Origin of the sequence: Pseudonocardia parietis (assembly GCF_017876315.1) — a bacterium.
GTDB lineage: Bacteria > Actinomycetota > Actinomycetes > Mycobacteriales > Pseudonocardiaceae > Pseudonocardia > Pseudonocardia parietis.
The window spans coordinates 56,425-71,275 of record NZ_JAGINU010000003.1 but is presented as its reverse complement, the minus strand read 5'-3'; the positions used below and the strand labels follow the sequence as shown (position 1 = coordinate 71,275).

Genomic DNA, 14,851 nt, shown 5'->3' with positions numbered 1-14,851 from the left:
TCCGCTTTCGACACGGTCTGCCCGCGCTGGGTCGCGGCTGGCGTACCGCGCCGGGGTGCCTCACGAGCCACTTCGCTGCAGCCACACCTACAACCCCACGGGGACGCTCACTGATCAATGAATCGCCCCGTTCTGACCTGGGCAGAGTGCTCCACTTTCGATACGTCCGGCCCACGCTGCGTCTCCTTCGCGCGACGCTCAGTCACGTCTGAGGGGATCATCGTATAAGCCGAGGTGTCAGCTGAATGTCCGACTGCGCGAACCTGACCGCGTCGACTCAGGACAACATCGATCCCCCCGAAGGGTCGATCCCGTTCACTCGACACGGACTCGCACCTGCAGCGATCCGGAACCTCAGGGACACGTCCACTAGCGACGCCGCGGCCCCCAGCCGGGCGACCGGCGCGGGGGCCCAGGCACCCTGCTCGCCCGCAGATGCCGAACTGTTGCGCGCCCATCTGGACGGTGACCCGCAGTCGTTCAACGAGCTGATCCGGCGCCACCGCACCCTGCTGCGCATCGTCGCCCTACGGGTCCTCGAAAACCACTACGACGCCGACGACGCTGTGCAGGACGGCCTCCTGCGAGCCTTCCGTAGCGCCCACACCTACGCCGGGCGTAGTTCGGTCGGAGCCTGGCTCCGCACGATCATCGAGAACACCGCCCGCACCGCCGCCCGCAACCGGCAACGCGACCAACGCCGCGTCACCGAGATCTCCACCAGCCGCCTGACCGAGATCGAACAGGTCGGTGCCGACCCCGCGGAGGTGGTCACAGACCGGGCTCTCATCGCTGCGGCGCTGGCCCAGATCCCCGGTCCGTGGCGCCGCACCTTCGAGCTGGTCAAGGTCAACGGGCTCTCCTACGCGGAAGCCGCTGAGGTCCTCGGCGTGCCTATCGGGACCGTCCGCAGCCGCATCAACCGGGCCAACGCCGCCCGGGCACAGCTCCGGGCGCGGGCACGCCAAGATGGCGGGAACCTTTTAGGCTCCTCCGCGAGTCTCCTCTACTGACCAGCGCATCGGAGCGGCTGTGACCACACCGCCCGAGGACCCCAACTCCCCGGCACCGTTCAGCTGGGAGGACCTGGCGGACCTGCGGGCCGGGATACTCACTGCCGGAGAAGAGGAACGGCTACGCATCCTGATGGACCACAACCCTGACCTCGCTCAGCGAATGCTGGCCGACCTCGACGCAGTCGAGTCCGAGTTCCCGGACCCCCCCAATGCGCACGAGCCGCTCCACGTACCGGCCCACGTGGCCGCTCGATGGCAATCGGCGATCGCGCGCGAGGCTGAACGCCGAGCCCGCGGGTACCGCGCCGACTCACCCGAGGCGCCGGACAGTTTGGGCACCACCAAACCGACTCCGGAGGACCATTGCCCCGGCAACCCTGGGGACGAGGATTGAGTGCTCGGTCCCAGCCGATTTCCGCTCAGACGGGTCCCGCGTGTCGCCTTCCAGGTTTCAGAAGTATCGGTGAGGATGGCCGGCATGTCCCGTAGATCAGGCGGCGGCCGGGTGGGACGTCCATCCAAGGGCCCTCGCGTTGTGCGCTTCTCTCGGCTACCGCTGGCCGCTGAACGGCCGGTGAAAGATCTCGCGTCCCTGCGCGGGGTCACCTGGTCGGAGATCGGTGCCGAACTCCTCACGATCGGACTGCAGCGCCGCGGCGCGCTGGTCGACCCGCTGCCACTGCAGCTGCGCCGCGCGGAGGTCGCCGAACTCACCGTGCGGATCCCGCCGGCGATCGATCAGCAGGTGCGGGAACTGGCTCTCGACCTCGACCGCGGGATTGGGATCGTGTCGGGGGCGTTAATCCAGCTGGGGCTCCGATACGCAACCGACCTGGCCGGGCAACTCCCGGTGCAGTACCCCACGCATTTGGAGGCGCGTCTGACGACGGCCTCGTAGACGAGAACGAGGCGGCCCCCGCCACAGGGGCCGCCTCGGTTCGTTCTCTGCGTCACTCGGTCCAGCACCCGAGGTGACGCCGTAGCCCCGGCGAACCGGGGCCCATCCCCAACCGGTCAAGAAGGGGCGCTTTCGCGTGTCCAGGATACATCCTGGGCCGGGAGCCAACCACCACAGACACGGGGTGAGTTCGTCGTGCCCAGATCCGGGGCGCTCGCCGGCGGCGGGCACCGGGTTCTGCGTGTGTTGCTACGAGCACGGCGCGTTCACTCTGGCCTCCGGCCCCTCCCAGTTTTGCCTGCTTCACCAGCTTCCCCTCGGTGAGCAGCCCCAAGCGGACTCCTTCGGGATCCGCGGCAGGACTGCGCCGCGGCGCACACCCCGTGGCCGCGCCGCGTGCCACACCAGCGGTCCCGGGCGGGCGAGTCGAGCGCTGCCACCGACTGCGCGGGTGCGCGCCCGCGGGATCGCCCGCGCCCGCGCCCGCCACGACCGCGGCTTCACCCCGCACCCGGGATGGCGGAACTTCATCGACCACTCCTATCGGGTGCTGACCTCCCAGCCCGAAGCCCTCGAGCACCTCGCGCGACTGGTCGACGACGAGGACTGGCGCGTCGACAAGCGCCGCAGCTGGTCAGCGATCCTGCGCCGCCTGGTCTTCCACATGGACTGGGAGACCGGCCTGATCACCGGTCTGACCGCCACCCACCTCGCCGCGGCCGGAGCCCGCGCCGCGCGCACCGTGTCCCGTGTCCTGGCCTGGGCCCGGGAGATCGGGCTGCTCGTCGTTGTCGAGGCTGGTGCTAGCGCTGAGTTCCTCGGCACCGAGACCGGGCGCACGCCCACCTACGCCCTCGTGACCCACACCCCGCTCACCCGCCTCGACGGTGCGCAGCACGACGAGGAGCCGGGCACCGCATCCGCAGGTCAGTCCCCTGTGGAAGAAAGTGGCGACCTCCCCACTCCTTACGTGAGTAGTAAGCCCTTGACGGGCGGCCGACGGACTCAGCTCACCTCCCAGCCCAAGTGGCACCCCTACGACGTCCCCGACACCCCCGATGCCAGAAACGCAGCCACCCTCACCCTGCTCTCACATCTCGGCCTAGGAGGCCGAAAAGGCGGCAAGATCGAGATCTGGCGGGCCAGGGCCCTGCTCAAACCCTGGTGGGACGCCGGCGCCACCGTCACCGGACTGCTCCACGCCCTCGAATACCACCCCGACCGGCCCGACCGCCGCCGCGGCGACCTGTCCTCCGGGGCCCGCGACCCGCTGCGGATCATCGGAGCACGGCTACGGCCCTGGCGCGGGCGCCTCGGCGAAATCCGGGCGGTACAGATCGGCCGGATGCGCGCCGGCACCAGCGCGAAGCCCGCCGCTAAGGTCGACCCTGCACTGCTCGACCGCCCCGCCGGGCGCGGGGCCCGCCGCGCCGCACAAGAAGCGCTCAGCGAGCACCTGCGGCAGCTGCGCGAAGCCCGCGGCACCCAGCACGACCACCGCCCGGCCGCGGCTGTGCTGCCGCGCAGACTGCGCCGCCCCCGGATCAAGCGATGACCACGCGGCCGAGCAGGGCTCGGAGCCGCACCGTGGCCGGATGAGGCGCCGGCGATGTTCCGGGCGCGATCGGGCGGGCAGCGCGGAGGTTGCCCTGTTATGGACAGGGCCCCGACGGCCGTACCGATTTGTGTGTTCCTGTGGTCGCAACGAAGTCTGTAATCTAGGGCCACCACTCCGAACACGGCGAAAAGAGAGCCAGTGGCACAGATCCAGACCATCCGGTTCGTCGACGACCTCACGGGCGGACAAGCCGACGAAACCGTTCCGTTCACGCTCGACGGAACACAGTTCGGGATCGACCTATCGGCCGGAAATGCTGGACTGCTCCGAGAGACACTCGCCCCGTTCCTCTCCGCCGGCCGCAGAGCCTCCCCCACCACGGGCCGCAGCGGCACCGACCGTGGTCCCCACAGCAGGAACAGCGCCGAGGACCGGGCCCACAATCAAGCAGTGCGGGCATGGGCCCGCGAGAACGGCTACACCGTCTCCGAACGCGGCCGAATCCCGCGCGAAGTTCTCTCCGCATACGACACCGCTCGCGCATGGGACCCCCGCTTCACGTCGAGCACCGTCCAGTTCAGCGGCTAGGGACCGGGAGACAACGTGGCCGAATCAGCTGACTCCGCTACACCACAGGCGCGCGAAACGACTTCACCGTCGGAGATAGACGTGGACATCGTGACCGACCTCTTCGACGACAGCCGCGACGCGGCCCGCCGCCGCACGGTCGCGGCACAACGCGCCACGCAGGACATCCCGCTCGACCCCGCCCAGGAACGCCGCGTCGCAGCCCTCCTGCACGGCCACTACACCACCGACGACATCACCGCGGTCGCTCCAGTGCTCCAACTACCGCCGGACTACCTCCACAACGCCGAAACCACCGACACAGTCGACCGCCAGGTCACATTAATGCTACTGGAAAAAGCAACACGGCTCTGCGGAATCGGCAACTTCCGGATATGTCGAGGAAACTTCGGCGCTAGTGCTTCGACCGCCGACCCACAGACCGCAGCAATCCAACAGCGCCTGCAATCATATCGCCTTATCCTGAACCCAGCGATACTCGATACCATCGAACAGCACAGCGACACCTCCGGAGGCGAACGACTGGACCCGCGATCCGTGTCGGTCGCCTGGCTGCTGTCCACCACCCCTCCAGAACACTCCGCCCCACAACCGCCCAACAGCAATGTCGATCAGAACCGGCCAGTCGAACCGGCGGCGCCGTCCACTGCCCGCCGGACCGCGTCGCCCAGCTGGTGGCGGCGCTGGTTCACCTAAGGGGCCGCGCACATTGGTGCGCAGGTTCGTCTCCGGGAACATGGCGTGTCGGCCCGGCCCACGACCCCACCGACCCAATCGGCCGGCTGCTGTTCAACGCCGCCCCATGCGAGCCGCCAGGGCCGGTTGGCGCCCAGCGCCAGGTCAATCATGGTCTGGTGATTCGCCGCCCCGTCGACGTTCTACGGGGCACCAACCACGCCAGCTGGCCGACCAGCTCATCCGCGGGCACCGTCTCGACAGACGGCGTCGGCTCGGGGACGGGCGCCGCCCTGTCCGTCGCCGGCGCGGGGGCCGCGGCCCCGGTGCCGACCGGCCCCGGATCCGGCAGGCCGGTGTCGGACTGTGACGGTGGATCGGGCCACCAGCAGCGAGCCACGCCACCGCCTCCCCTGATCGGGTACCGCCCCCATGGGATAACGACGCAACGTGATCAGCGGTTACGCAGGGCCGCTGGAGCTGGTCCTGTGGGACCACGTCATCAGCGATGGATCACTTGCCGTGGTGGCCCACCCTCGAGCAGCTCGGCGGTGAGCCGCGCCGAACGAGCCGCTGGGGCAGAACCCGCGTTGTCGGATCCCGTCCCGGGGGGAGGACGGGGTCCGACCGCCGGGCCGCCGCCGAGCGGGCCCACCGAGACGGTAACGGGTGGTGGCAGGCCGGCTACGCCGGGTCGACAATCGTGGAGCAGGATCACCTCGGCCGCGTCCATCTGGGGCCGGGGCAGAAAGGTGACCAGTTCGTTGCCGCGGCCGTCGCCGGTGTCGAACTGCAGCAGCGCGCCGCGGTAGACGTCGCGGGCGCGGATGTGGCGTTCGAGCTCGTCGCGGGCCGCGGTCGCGGCGGCCCGGTCGGCGGCGAAGACCTGGACCAGGCGCTGCGCGTTCTGGGCGCCTCGATCTGACCGCCCCGCCGTCTCGCCACTGCCGGGACCGGGGTGAGAGGATCGCCGTCGTGGCCACCACCTTCGCCGACCTCGAAGCCAGAGTGCGCGGACTTGAATCCCGCGCTCAGCGGACCGAGGAGGATGTCACCGCGATCGTGACCACGGTGATCGAGACCCGCGAGGACGTGCGGTGGCTCAAACGCGCCGTACAGGCGCTGCTCGACCAGGCCGGAATCACGCTCGAGCCAGACGAGCACGAAGACGGCTGACCACAGGGGGCGAGGCAACCGCCCCCGGCAGGGGGACCCGCCGCGTGAAGCCCCCGGCAGGTTCGCAGCCAGCGGTTAGCTGTCCCGGCGCCCGGTCGTCGCGGTGGACTGGCCGGCGGCGTAGAAGGTGGATACGGCGTAGCTGGGGTGCCGATCCAGGTTGTGCCGGGATCGATCATATTTCCGAGTTGTGCGCGGATCCGAATGCCCCGCTCCATCTTGGACATCGCGCAGCGCCACCCCGGCATCGAGGGCGGCCGTGACGAAGGTGTGGCGCAGGCTGTGCGGGTTGATCCGGTCGGCTTGGGGCAGCCCGGCGCGGTGGGCGAGGCGCCGGATGAGCCGCCAGGCGGCGGGTTCGTCGACCCTGCGCCCGGTGCGGGTGCTGAACAGCGGGCCGCTGGTGCGCCCGGCCAGGTAGATGGTCAGGGCGTGGAGCACCGGTGGTGCCAGCGGCGCGGTCGCGGTGCGGCCGCCCTTGCGGCGCAGCCGCAGCACCTGGTGGCCGCGTTCGGTCTGCAGGTGTTCGACGTCGCGGGACAGTGCCTCGTCGATGCGCAGCCCGTTGTGGACCAGCAGGCTGATCAGGGCGTGGGCTCGTGCTCCGTCGGCAGCCGCGGCGGACAGGAGCGCCGCGACCTCGTCGCGGGTCAGCCCGGTGGATACCGAGTCCTGCCCGCCCCGCGGGCGCTGTACTCCGGTGAGGGGAGAGCGGTCGAGCAGCTCCTCGCCGACGCCGTAGGCATACAGCCCGGCCAGCGTGGAGAGCTTGCGCGCGATCGTCGACTCGGCGGCCGGGCGGCCGGTGCGGGGCTGGGGCTGGGCGAGCTCGTGGGCGTAGGCGTCGATGTGTACCCGCCGCAGCCGCAGCGGATCCAGCCCGGCCCGGTGGCACCAGGTGTAGAAGTCGCGGATGTCGCGGGCGTAGGCCCGCCGGGTGTGGGCCGAGCGCCGCGAGAGCACGAACGCCGTGGCCAGCCGCCAGGCCGGATCCTCCCGCGGGTCCCCGGCCAGACCGGCCGGAAGGGGGTCCGGCGACCCTGCCGGGTTGGGCAGGCGTGCCGATTGGTCTGTCACCACTACCACCGGTCCCCGGTCGCCGGCACGGGCGCGGTGGCGCCGGCCGGGGTATCGCCGGCCCCGAGCTCGCGGCCAGCCACCGGTTGACGGAGCCGCTGCCAGGGTGTTCCGGCGCCCGGGCGGAACCGGGTGCCGGTAAACCGCGCCCGAACCGATGCCGAGGCGGCGGCGAGGTCGAACCGGATCAGGCCGGGATAGAGCGGGTGCACGTCGAATCCGATGATCACGCGGACGTCGACGACGAACCCGCTGACCGCGGGCAGCACCGGCAGGGTGTGCGCGACCGCGTCGCGGGCGAGCTGCTCGCCGGTGTTCCACCACCCGGTCCAGGCGTTGTCCGGGGTGTTCTGGTCGGCGTAGTAGCCGTGGGTGTCGCGGTAGTACAGGTCCGGGCGCTCCTCGGCCGTGCGCGGGCCCAGGTGCAGGGCCAGGGCGTAGGTCGCCGCCGCGGGTTGGTCGGCTCCGGCGTCGGGGAGCACGGAGCGGCGGGCGAGCGCGGCGAGCGCGGTGGGGTCGAGCAGCCGGGTACGGCCGCGGCGGCCGAGCTCGGGCAGTAGCCCGGTCGTGACCAGGCGCACCACCTGATCGCGGTTGCAGCCCAGCCGGGTCATCGCCGTCGTCGTGGTCACCGGGCCCGCCGGGGCGCCCGGGGCGTCGGCCGCGGATTCGGGGTCGAGCATCACGGTCGGTCCTGTCGTCGGGCAGCGGTTCGAGGTGAAAGACAGGGACGAGGTGGTCACGGGTCAGGCAGGTCGTCGGCGTCGTGACCCTGCTCGACGGCGTCGAGGTCGTCGGGGTGGAGTTCCTCGATCCACCAGGGCCGCATGACCGGGCCGCAGCAGCCGGCGTGGACGGGGTTGTGCGGTTGCACCCCGAGCCGGCGGGCCACCCAGTCCAGCGCCGCGCGGTCGTGGCCGCCGACGTGCCACTCGACCGACTCGGCCATCGGGACGTACCAGTTCCCGTCGCAGTCGTGCACGTCGCCGTAGTCGTAGATCCTGACCGGCCCGAGGTAGGGGCTGTCGAGCTGCCACTCGACGTGCGACTTGTCCGCGTCGTGCGGCGTACCCGGGTCCCCGAACTCGCCCACCAGCGCGGCGTAGCTCGCGGTGACGTAGCCCTGCAGGCTCGTCCCGACCACCGGATCTCGCCTGCGAGTGGTCATGTCCGGACCCGGAGGTCCGGGCCGCCGTGCTCGGCCAGCCCGCCCGCCGGGATCGGGTCGGGGAGCTCGCCGCGGCGTTGGCGGATCAGTACCTCGTCCTCGGTGATACCGAGGCCGATGGCCGCTTCGGCCGCGCTCAGCGTGACCTCGGCCGAGGTCCCCGGGGTGCTCGGGCGGGATCCTGTCGCCGGGCCCGGCCGGCCGGTGGCGTCTGCTCGGTCCTCCGTCGCGGTGACCAGGGCCAGATGGGCAGTCTGGGGTCGGGTGCGGTCATCGGTCACCGCGGACCCCCCGAGGTCAGGGCGGACGCGTAGATCTCGACGCCGGGTCCAGTGAACACGGCCACCTCCTCACCCCCGTCAAGCAGAATCAGCACGTGCGGGGACGGTGCCTCCCCGAACCCGAGAAGTTCGCCGCGCACACCGTCGCGGTCCGCGGCCGCCCACCGGACGGTCACGGTGGCACCGGGCGAAAGCGGAGCTGGGCGCGTAATGCTCATGGCTCATTTGTAGCTGATGAGCCCTCATTAGTACAGGCGAACCCTCATCGGTGCGTGCGACCCGTCACCAGTACGTGCGACCCGTCATCCGTACTGACGACGGGATAAGAGGCATTATCCTGTAGTTGTTTCGTAGCGTTGTGCAACTACGTAATAAAACGTTATTGACGCAACGGAACGCATGCGCTAGCGTGTCCGGCATGAGCGAGGGCGAGCACGACGGCGGAACCGGGGGCGGGGTCGACGGGGCCGGGCTGCTGGAGCGGATCGCCTGCCAGATGCCCGGGATCCCGGGCGGCTGCCCGAACGTGATGGAGCAGTACACCGGCACCGGCGGGCGCAAGCCCAAGTACTGCAACCAGACCGTGGACGGCGTCCCGCACACCCGCTACACCGCCCTGCGGGTCCGCGAGGGCAAGCTGACCCTGCCCACCCCCGGCTCACGCCCGGACCACGAGCCGGCCCCGGTCCGGCCGGTGTCCTACGCCCGCGCCTCGATCGACGCCCTCGGCGGCGAGTTGCGCGATCAGCTCGCCGCGCACCAGGCCTGGGCCGCCGACTTCGCCGACCGACTGGGTCAGCAGCTGGCCACCGCCACCGACCCCGATGCCGCCGCCGCCGAGATCAGCGCGGCGCACCGCGACGCGCGCACTCGCATCGACGCCGCCGAGGCCGCCCGTGACGACGCCCACACCCGGGCGCGGGCCGCCGAGACCGCGGCCCGTGACGCGGCCACCGCCCAGCAGGACGCCGAAGCCGCCGCCGAGACCGCACTGGCCGGTGCCGACGACGCCGCCGCCGAGGTCGAGCAGGCCCACCGCGACCGCGATCACGCCCGGGCCGAGCGGGACCAGGCCCACGCCGAGCGCGACCAGCTCCAGCACGAGCTCGACCAGACCCGGGCCCGGCTGGCCGAGGCCGAGCAGGCCCGCGACGACACCGAGACCGCCCGGGCCCGGCTGGCCGAAGACGTCCAGGAGGCCCGCGCCGAGCTGGAGCGGCTGCGCGCCGCGCACGGGCAGGTCACCGCCGAGCGCGACCAGACCCGCGCCGAGCTGGCCGCCGCCCGCGAGCAGGCCGAGGGCCAGCAGCGCCGCGCCGAGACCGCCGAACACGACTGCGACACCGCCACCGCGGCCCGCGACGAGCTGCGCGCCGAACGCGACCAGGCCCGCGCACGCGCCGAGCAAGCGGGCCGGGAGGCCGGCGAGGCCCGCACCGCCCAGGCCGTCGCCGAGGCCCACCATCAGGCCGTGGCCCGCCAGCTCGAGCACGACATCGCCACCGAACGCGCCCACGCCCAGCAGCGCCTCGACGACCAGGCCGCCCGCTACGACCAGCAGATCACCGAACTCCGCAGCCAACTCGCCACCGCGCCCGATGCGGCAGCGCGAGGTGAGGCCGCCTCCCCGCCAGGAACCCGGCGCCGGCCCGGCCGTACCAGCGCCCGGTCACCGGCGGGCACCGATGCACCCGAGCAGCCGCAGGAGTAGCCCATGGCCACCACCTCGACCACCACGACCATCCCACCGGCCCGGACACCTGGCGGCGCGGGCACACCGACCGCGCAGCAGCGGGCCCGAGCGCTCCAGCTCGCCCATGCCCACCGCGCCACCCAGGCCACCCACCGGGCCGCGCTCGCCGCCGAACACCCCGGCCCGGTCGACGACGCCCAGGCCCGGCTCCAGGCCATCACCACCGCGCTCCGCCAGGCCGCACACCCCGCCCTCGCCGCCGCCCTGGACGCCGAAGCCACCACCGGCGCCGTCCTGCAATGCCTGCTCACCGCCGACGACGACACCTCCGCCGCCGGCCTCGGCCACGCCCTGGCCGATTACCAACACCGCCGCACCGCCGTCGACGCACTCGTACCCACCACACGCCCGACGGCCCCGGCCTGAGCGCACCTCTCCCCGGCCCGCACCGGTGGCCGACAGACCGGCCGGCCGGCCGAGCAGCATGTGTGGTCGCCGCAGCGCCCGGGGTGGGCCGGGACCTTCCCCACGTCCCGGACCCACTCGTGGCCGGCGCGCCCCCGTGTGGTCACCCGACGGTCACCCCCGGCGGGCACACTCCACTCCGACCCAGCGAAGCCCGATACCAACGCGAACAGGGGGCGGGCAGTGGTGAGAGCCCAGACGAGCAGATGCGACCGCGCAACCGGCCGCGCAGCGGGGCGTCGGGTCGGGGCCGTCGCGGCCGGGACGGCCGCGGTCGCGGCCCTGCTGACGACCGCACCCACCGGCACCGACGGCGCGGTGGGGCTCGCGGCCTCCGCCTCCCGCACGGTGGCGGTCAGCGAGGTCACCGACGGCGACACCTTCGACACCGCCGACGGCCAGACCGTGCGCGTGCTGGGTATCGACTCGTGCGAAACCGACACCGCCGGCGGCCGGGACGCCACCACCGAGGCCCGCCAGCTGCTCGCTGGGCAGACCGTCACCCTGGTCACCGAACCCGGCGTCGACACTGACCGCTTCGGCCGCCAGCTGCGGTATGTCCAGCTCCCGTCGAGCGCCGACTACGGGCTGACCATGGTCGACGCCGCGCACACCGGGGTCTACGACGGCGACAACGACGCCAACCTCGACTACCTGGCCCAACTCCGCGCCGCCGACAACGGCCGCAGCTGCTGATCCCTCCCCCGCCTCGGCCGGGGCGTGACCGCCTCCCCTTCGGAGTACAGCGAGGCGTCGCTGGAGTCGAGTCACTACGAACCTCGCTGCGCCGCGCAGCTCCGCGGGCTCCGCCAGGCCCGCGCCCACGAGCAGTCGGCAGTGACGCTGCCGCCCTCCTCGATCCGGTCTGCGATGGCCTGGACCGCGTCGGGTCGTCCACAGCCAGCTCCACTACGCCGGGGTAGGCCCCGCCCCCGCAGGACGGAGCTGCATCGGGCCGAGCCGAGTTGACCCGGCCGCGCGCTCGCCGAACTGGTCCGGTCCACCGACGCCGACGGCGGACTGCAGGCCGACGGCGTTCAGGTAGCTCGTCGGCGACCCACTCGGTGATGCGCACGAGCAGCTCGGGGTCGGCGCGGGCGGCGGTGGCGTCGCCGAGACACGCCGACGCTTCTCAAACACCTCAGGGGCCGCCTACGTGGGCACTCGTCGTTCCCGGTGTCCGGGGCGACGGGGCCGGCCGAGCAGGATGGTGGCAGTTCCGAGCAACAGGGTTCCGGCCGCTAGGCCAAGCGGAGCAGCCGGGCCTTGGGGAGCCAGAAGGCCAGCGGTTCCCGATCCGAGGGCGATTCCTACGGTGAACAAGGTGACCACCCATGCGAAAGCTTCTGTCACCGTTCCGGTTGGCGCGAAATGTGTGATCATGGTGAACAGTGCGGCGAGTGTAGGGGCGAAGAACGCGCCAGCAAGGCCGAGTGATACGTAGACGAGGGCGGGTATCGACATGCTGACAGTGAGTACCGCATAGCTGACAGCGCACCCTGCAAGACATGCAGCTGCCCGAGTTGCGACCGACGACTCCCAGGATCGGGCCCCGTAGACGAGCGCGCCGAGCAGCGCGCCGAGGCCATTGATCGCCAAGAGCACGCCGGCACTTACTGTGGTCTGCGGGTCTTCGGCTACGGCTACTACCGCGATGTTGAGGGCGCCGAACGAGTAGCCGAGCGTGGCGGTTGTGGCCAGGATGGCAAGCAAGGAGGGCACCCGAAGCGGTCCAAGCCAGTTGGCGGCCCGCGGCGGAGCGCGCCATCGCCGAGACGGAGGCCTGCTCGCAACGATCGCGGTACCAACGGTACAGAAGATGGCGCACGCCCAGAGCACGGAAACAGGCCCGAGGTATTCGACACACCCGGCGACGATAAGTGGTGCGGCTACGAAGATTAATTGTTGGGAGCCGGAGTCGAGGGCGTAGGCGGCGTCTAGTCGGCGTGGAGTGAGATCAGGCCACAGGGCACGCAGTGCTGGTTCAAGTGGGGGCATGGCCAGACCAGCGAGCGCGGCGCCGGATAGTGCGAAGGCCGGGTGCGACGGGTTGATCGCGATAGTGATGAATCCTACTGCGGACAGAGCTCCGGACGGGATCAGGATTCGCGTCTGGCCGATGAGGTCGATAAGGCGACCAAGCGCTGGCCCACCGAGGGCGACCCCGACGGCGAAGCTGGCGCTGGCAGCCGCTACGAGCGAATAGTCGGCTCCCTCGCTACGCAGGACCAGCGAGATGGCGAGAAGCGCCATGCCGTTGGGCAGGCGTCCCACCAGTGTCCCTGCCAATAACGGGCCAACATGTCGAGTCCTGAGTATCTCCCACATACATATCCCTCTCCTGCCTACGTTGGACCCCACTCGACAGGCGTCTGTCTACTGAGATCGCCCGCACAAGAGGACCAGTGCGCACTGCACGCGCACGGCACACAAGACCCGACCAGGGGCGGCTGAGAAGTGATCCCGCGATCGTCTGCGACTGCCGCTTTGCGCACCCGGTCGGGGCGACATCGCTTGCGGCGCGCCTAAGAGGGACTGTCGACCTCGGCATCGACTTCGGAGTGCCCCTGGCTGAACGCCCATTCTGCGGTGAACTGGTCCAGGAATGTTCTCAAGACCGTGTGGCGGTCCACGGCAATTGCCCGACCGGTGTCGGTGAGCATGTCGTCGGCCAGCTTAATCAGCTTCTCGTGGAAGTGATGTATCACCGAGCTCGCGGTGCCGGGCTTGTAGATTTCGTCGACTTCTTCGTCTGGGAGCCAGAGCGGCTCACGCAACACACCCCCGAACATCAGCGCGCGGGCGATACCCAAAGCTCCGATGGCGTCGAGGGCGTCGGCGTCGCGCAGGATCCGTGCCTCGATGGAGGGCGCACCGTGGGTGTCCCCGGCGAAGGTGTGTTTACCGGTAGCAGCGATGCACTCGAGAACGGGGTTTTCCAACTCGGCCGGCACCCCGGCCCGGCGCATCACCTCGACCGTGAGATCGCGGACTTCTGTCGGTCGAACCCACGTGCTGGTCTGGCGCTCGACAACGCGGTGATAATCGTGCAGATATGCCGCAGCAACGACGGTTTGCACGTCGCCTCCCTCACCACGTTGCAGCCGTCGGCACATTCCCGCCACGCGGTCGAGATGACTCAAGTCGTGGGCGACGTTCTCCGGGCCGAAGTCGGGCGCGACCGTTGCGCGCAGGCGAGCGGCGAGATCATCCCTGTTTGTGTCATAATGCTCTTGTGTGCCGTTCGCAGAGATATTCATCCGGTCAGCCTTTCACTCGGCGCGGGGTGGCATTCATTTGAAGTTATTGTCTCCTGGTCGTACTTGCGCAACACTCGAGCGTTCTCGATATGGGCTTGAATAATCGAATGAACCTTCGCCGTAGCTGACCCGATGGCTTCCTCGGTCTTGGGGTCGGCATCGCCCACGAGTGATTTGATGTCCAGGGGTTCACCGAAGCTGAGGGCGCATCGGGTGGGAAACGGTAAGGTCCAGGCAAGCGTAGGCATCGTTGCGGTCAGGAAGCTCTGGGGCGATACGGGGTACAGATCGTTGTCCATGCCCCAGTACCGCCCCAGGGTAGTGGATCGAAACAACGTTGGTACCGCAGACTCGAATCCTGACGATCCCACTGGAATGACGGGTACGTCGGCTTCGAGGGCAAGCCTTGCCCAACCGCTGCCGAAATGTTGCAAGTCGCATAGAACGTCGCGGTCTCGGAACCTCTTGCCGGTCGAGTTGCCGCCTTCTGGGTAGGTCATCACGAGCTCACCCTTGTCCAGCAGGTAACGCGCATTACGTCGGTGACCGACAACCCCACCTGCATACTGGATCATGAGGTGGCCGAAGAACAGCGCTTTCTCCGTGCCGATGTGGAGCGGCGCGCGGACCCACCGGCGCGCTGGATGGAACCGACGCAACGCGACCTGCAGGGAAAAGAAGTCGTACACGCGGAGGCCAGCGTGATTGCCAACCAAAATTGCCGCCCCATCGCTCGGGACATTCGACAGACCGGCTGTCCGAACTTGGAGCCAACGATAGTATAGGCTTGCTATGGACATCCAGCGATCGTAGCGATCGAGGTCGAAACCGAACGCATCCCATCTTTCGTCTGGCTTACTGTCCGGAAGCGGGGACACAGTGCTGTTGGTCGTCTGAGCGTTACTCATCCGTCTCCACCTAGGTCACGTGGTATAAGTCCACTACGGTGAGCGCTAGTTCCTTTCCTGCGGAGCAGGCCAAGGGTACCTGCCAGAG

General features: G+C 70.1%; 18 protein-coding genes. 11 read left to right on the top strand and 7 right to left on the bottom strand.

The window, feature by feature from the left end:
• Nucleotides 1–446: 446 nt before the first annotated feature.
• The 8 genes from JOF36_RS35970 (at nt 447) to JOF36_RS35935 (ending at nt 5,911) form a co-directional block, all read left to right on the top strand.
• The gene (locus JOF36_RS35970) at nt 447–1,013 is read left to right on the top strand and encodes an RNA polymerase sigma factor (protein WP_210036722.1); all 567 of its coding nucleotides are present in this window, start codon (nt 447–449) and stop codon (nt 1,011–1,013) included.
• Between the two features lie 19 nt (nt 1,014–1,032).
• Nucleotides 1,033–1,410 carry an RsmA family anti-sigma factor gene (locus tag JOF36_RS35965; protein WP_210036721.1) on the top strand — a complete coding sequence of 126 codons (378 nt, stop codon included), beginning with the start codon at nt 1,033–1,035 and terminating at the stop codon, nt 1,408–1,410.
• Nucleotides 1,411–1,590: 180 nt separating this feature from the next.
• On the top strand, nt 1,591–1,914 hold the full coding sequence (locus tag JOF36_RS35960; RefSeq protein WP_210036720.1) for a hypothetical protein: 324 nt from the start codon (nt 1,591–1,593) through the stop codon (nt 1,912–1,914).
• A 451-nt stretch (nt 1,915–2,365) separates the two neighbouring features.
• The gene (locus JOF36_RS35955) at nt 2,366–3,469 is read left to right on the top strand and encodes a hypothetical protein (protein ID WP_210036719.1); all 1,104 of its coding nucleotides are present in this window, start codon (nt 2,366–2,368) and stop codon (nt 3,467–3,469) included.
• A gap of 201 nt (nt 3,470–3,670) precedes the next feature.
• The gene (locus tag JOF36_RS35950) at nt 3,671–4,060 is read left to right on the top strand and encodes a histone-like nucleoid-structuring protein Lsr2 (RefSeq protein WP_210036718.1); all 390 of its coding nucleotides are present in this window, start codon (nt 3,671–3,673) and stop codon (nt 4,058–4,060) included.
• An 81-nt stretch (nt 4,061–4,141) separates the two neighbouring features.
• Entirely contained in the window at nt 4,142–4,756 is a 615-nt protein-coding gene (locus JOF36_RS35945) for a hypothetical protein (protein WP_210036717.1), read from the top strand.
• 682 nt (nt 4,757–5,438) lie between these two features.
• The gene (locus JOF36_RS35940) at nt 5,439–5,660 is read left to right on the top strand and encodes a hypothetical protein (protein ID WP_210036716.1); all 222 of its coding nucleotides are present in this window, start codon (nt 5,439–5,441) and stop codon (nt 5,658–5,660) included.
• Nucleotides 5,661–5,710: 50 nt separating this feature from the next.
• Nucleotides 5,711–5,911: a hypothetical protein gene (locus JOF36_RS35935; protein WP_075315372.1), complete on the top strand. Its 201-nt coding sequence runs from the start codon at nt 5,711–5,713 to the stop codon at nt 5,909–5,911.
• 75 nt (nt 5,912–5,986) lie between these two features.
• Here JOF36_RS35935 and JOF36_RS35930 read toward each other — a convergent pair whose 3' ends face one another.
• From JOF36_RS35930 to JOF36_RS35915, 4 genes are read right to left on the bottom strand one after another with little or no spacing between them, the layout of a single operon-like run.
• Nucleotides 5,987–6,988, bottom strand: a complete 1,002-nt coding sequence (locus JOF36_RS35930; RefSeq protein ID WP_307862798.1) for a tyrosine-type recombinase/integrase — start codon at nt 6,986–6,988, stop codon at nt 5,987–5,989.
• 2 nt (nt 6,989–6,990) lie between these two features.
• Nucleotides 6,991–7,671, bottom strand: coding sequence for a hypothetical protein (locus JOF36_RS35925; RefSeq protein WP_210036715.1), 681 nt, complete (start codon nt 7,669–7,671; stop codon nt 6,991–6,993).
• Between the two features lie 56 nt (nt 7,672–7,727).
• Nucleotides 7,728–8,156, bottom strand: coding sequence for a hypothetical protein (locus JOF36_RS35920; protein WP_210036714.1), 429 nt, complete (start codon nt 8,154–8,156; stop codon nt 7,728–7,730).
• A complete protein-coding gene (locus JOF36_RS35915) occupies nt 8,153–8,437 on the bottom strand; it encodes a hypothetical protein (RefSeq protein ID WP_210036713.1) in 285 nt (94 codons plus the stop codon). The genes JOF36_RS35920 and JOF36_RS35915 overlap by 4 nt, the downstream gene beginning before the upstream one ends.
• Before the next feature lie 418 nt (nt 8,438–8,855).
• On the opposite strand from JOF36_RS35915, the gene JOF36_RS35910 reads away from it, so the two are divergent.
• The 3 genes from JOF36_RS35910 (at nt 8,856) to JOF36_RS35900 (ending at nt 11,291) form a co-directional block, all read left to right on the top strand.
• The gene (locus JOF36_RS35910) at nt 8,856–10,148 is read left to right on the top strand and encodes a coiled-coil domain-containing protein (RefSeq protein ID WP_210036712.1); all 1,293 of its coding nucleotides are present in this window, start codon (nt 8,856–8,858) and stop codon (nt 10,146–10,148) included.
• Between the two features lie 3 nt (nt 10,149–10,151).
• A complete protein-coding gene (locus tag JOF36_RS35905; RefSeq protein ID WP_210036711.1) occupies nt 10,152–10,556 on the top strand; it encodes a hypothetical protein in 405 nt (134 codons plus the stop codon).
• Between the two features lie 225 nt (nt 10,557–10,781).
• Complete coding sequence (locus JOF36_RS35900; RefSeq protein WP_210036710.1) at nt 10,782–11,291, top strand: thermonuclease family protein; 510 nt, start codon at nt 10,782–10,784, stop codon at nt 11,289–11,291.
• A 456-nt stretch (nt 11,292–11,747) separates the two neighbouring features.
• Here the strand turns inward: JOF36_RS35900 and JOF36_RS35895 are convergent, their stop codons facing one another.
• From JOF36_RS35895 to JOF36_RS35885, 3 genes are all read right to left on the bottom strand, one after another.
• A complete protein-coding gene (locus tag JOF36_RS35895; RefSeq protein ID WP_372447479.1) occupies nt 11,748–12,923 on the bottom strand; it encodes an MFS transporter in 1,176 nt (391 codons plus the stop codon).
• 197 nt (nt 12,924–13,120) lie between these two features.
• The gene (locus JOF36_RS35890) at nt 13,121–13,855 is read right to left on the bottom strand and encodes an HD domain-containing protein (protein ID WP_210036708.1); all 735 of its coding nucleotides are present in this window, start codon (nt 13,853–13,855) and stop codon (nt 13,121–13,123) included.
• A complete protein-coding gene (locus tag JOF36_RS35885; RefSeq protein ID WP_245353213.1) occupies nt 13,852–14,655 on the bottom strand; it encodes a 1-acyl-sn-glycerol-3-phosphate acyltransferase in 804 nt (267 codons plus the stop codon). Before JOF36_RS35885 ends, JOF36_RS35890 begins: the two co-directional genes overlap by 4 nt.
• Nucleotides 14,656–14,851: the final 196 nt, after the last annotated feature.

Bases quoted from the DNA above. Each gene is read 5' to 3' on its own strand.
- JOF36_RS35885 (WP_245353213.1), bottom strand. From the start codon at position 14,655: ATGTCCATAGCAAGCCTATACTATCGTTGGCTCCAAGTTCGGACAGCC.
- JOF36_RS35905 (WP_210036711.1), top strand. From the start codon at position 10,152: ATGGCCACCACCTCGACCACCACGACCATCCCACCGGCCCGGACACCT.
- JOF36_RS35890 (WP_210036708.1), bottom strand. From the start codon at position 13,855: ATGAATATCTCTGCGAACGGCACACAAGAGCATTATGACACAAACAGG.
- JOF36_RS35910 (WP_210036712.1), top strand. From the start codon at position 8,856: ATGAGCGAGGGCGAGCACGACGGCGGAACCGGGGGCGGGGTCGACGGG.
- JOF36_RS35920 (WP_210036714.1), bottom strand. From the start codon at position 8,156: ATGACCACTCGCAGGCGAGATCCGGTGGTCGGGACGAGCCTGCAGGGC.
- JOF36_RS35925 (WP_210036715.1), bottom strand. From the start codon at position 7,671: ATGCTCGACCCCGAATCCGCGGCCGACGCCCCGGGCGCCCCGGCGGGC.
- JOF36_RS35895 (WP_372447479.1), bottom strand. From the start codon at position 12,923: ATGTGGGAGATACTCAGGACTCGACATGTTGGCCCGTTATTGGCAGGG.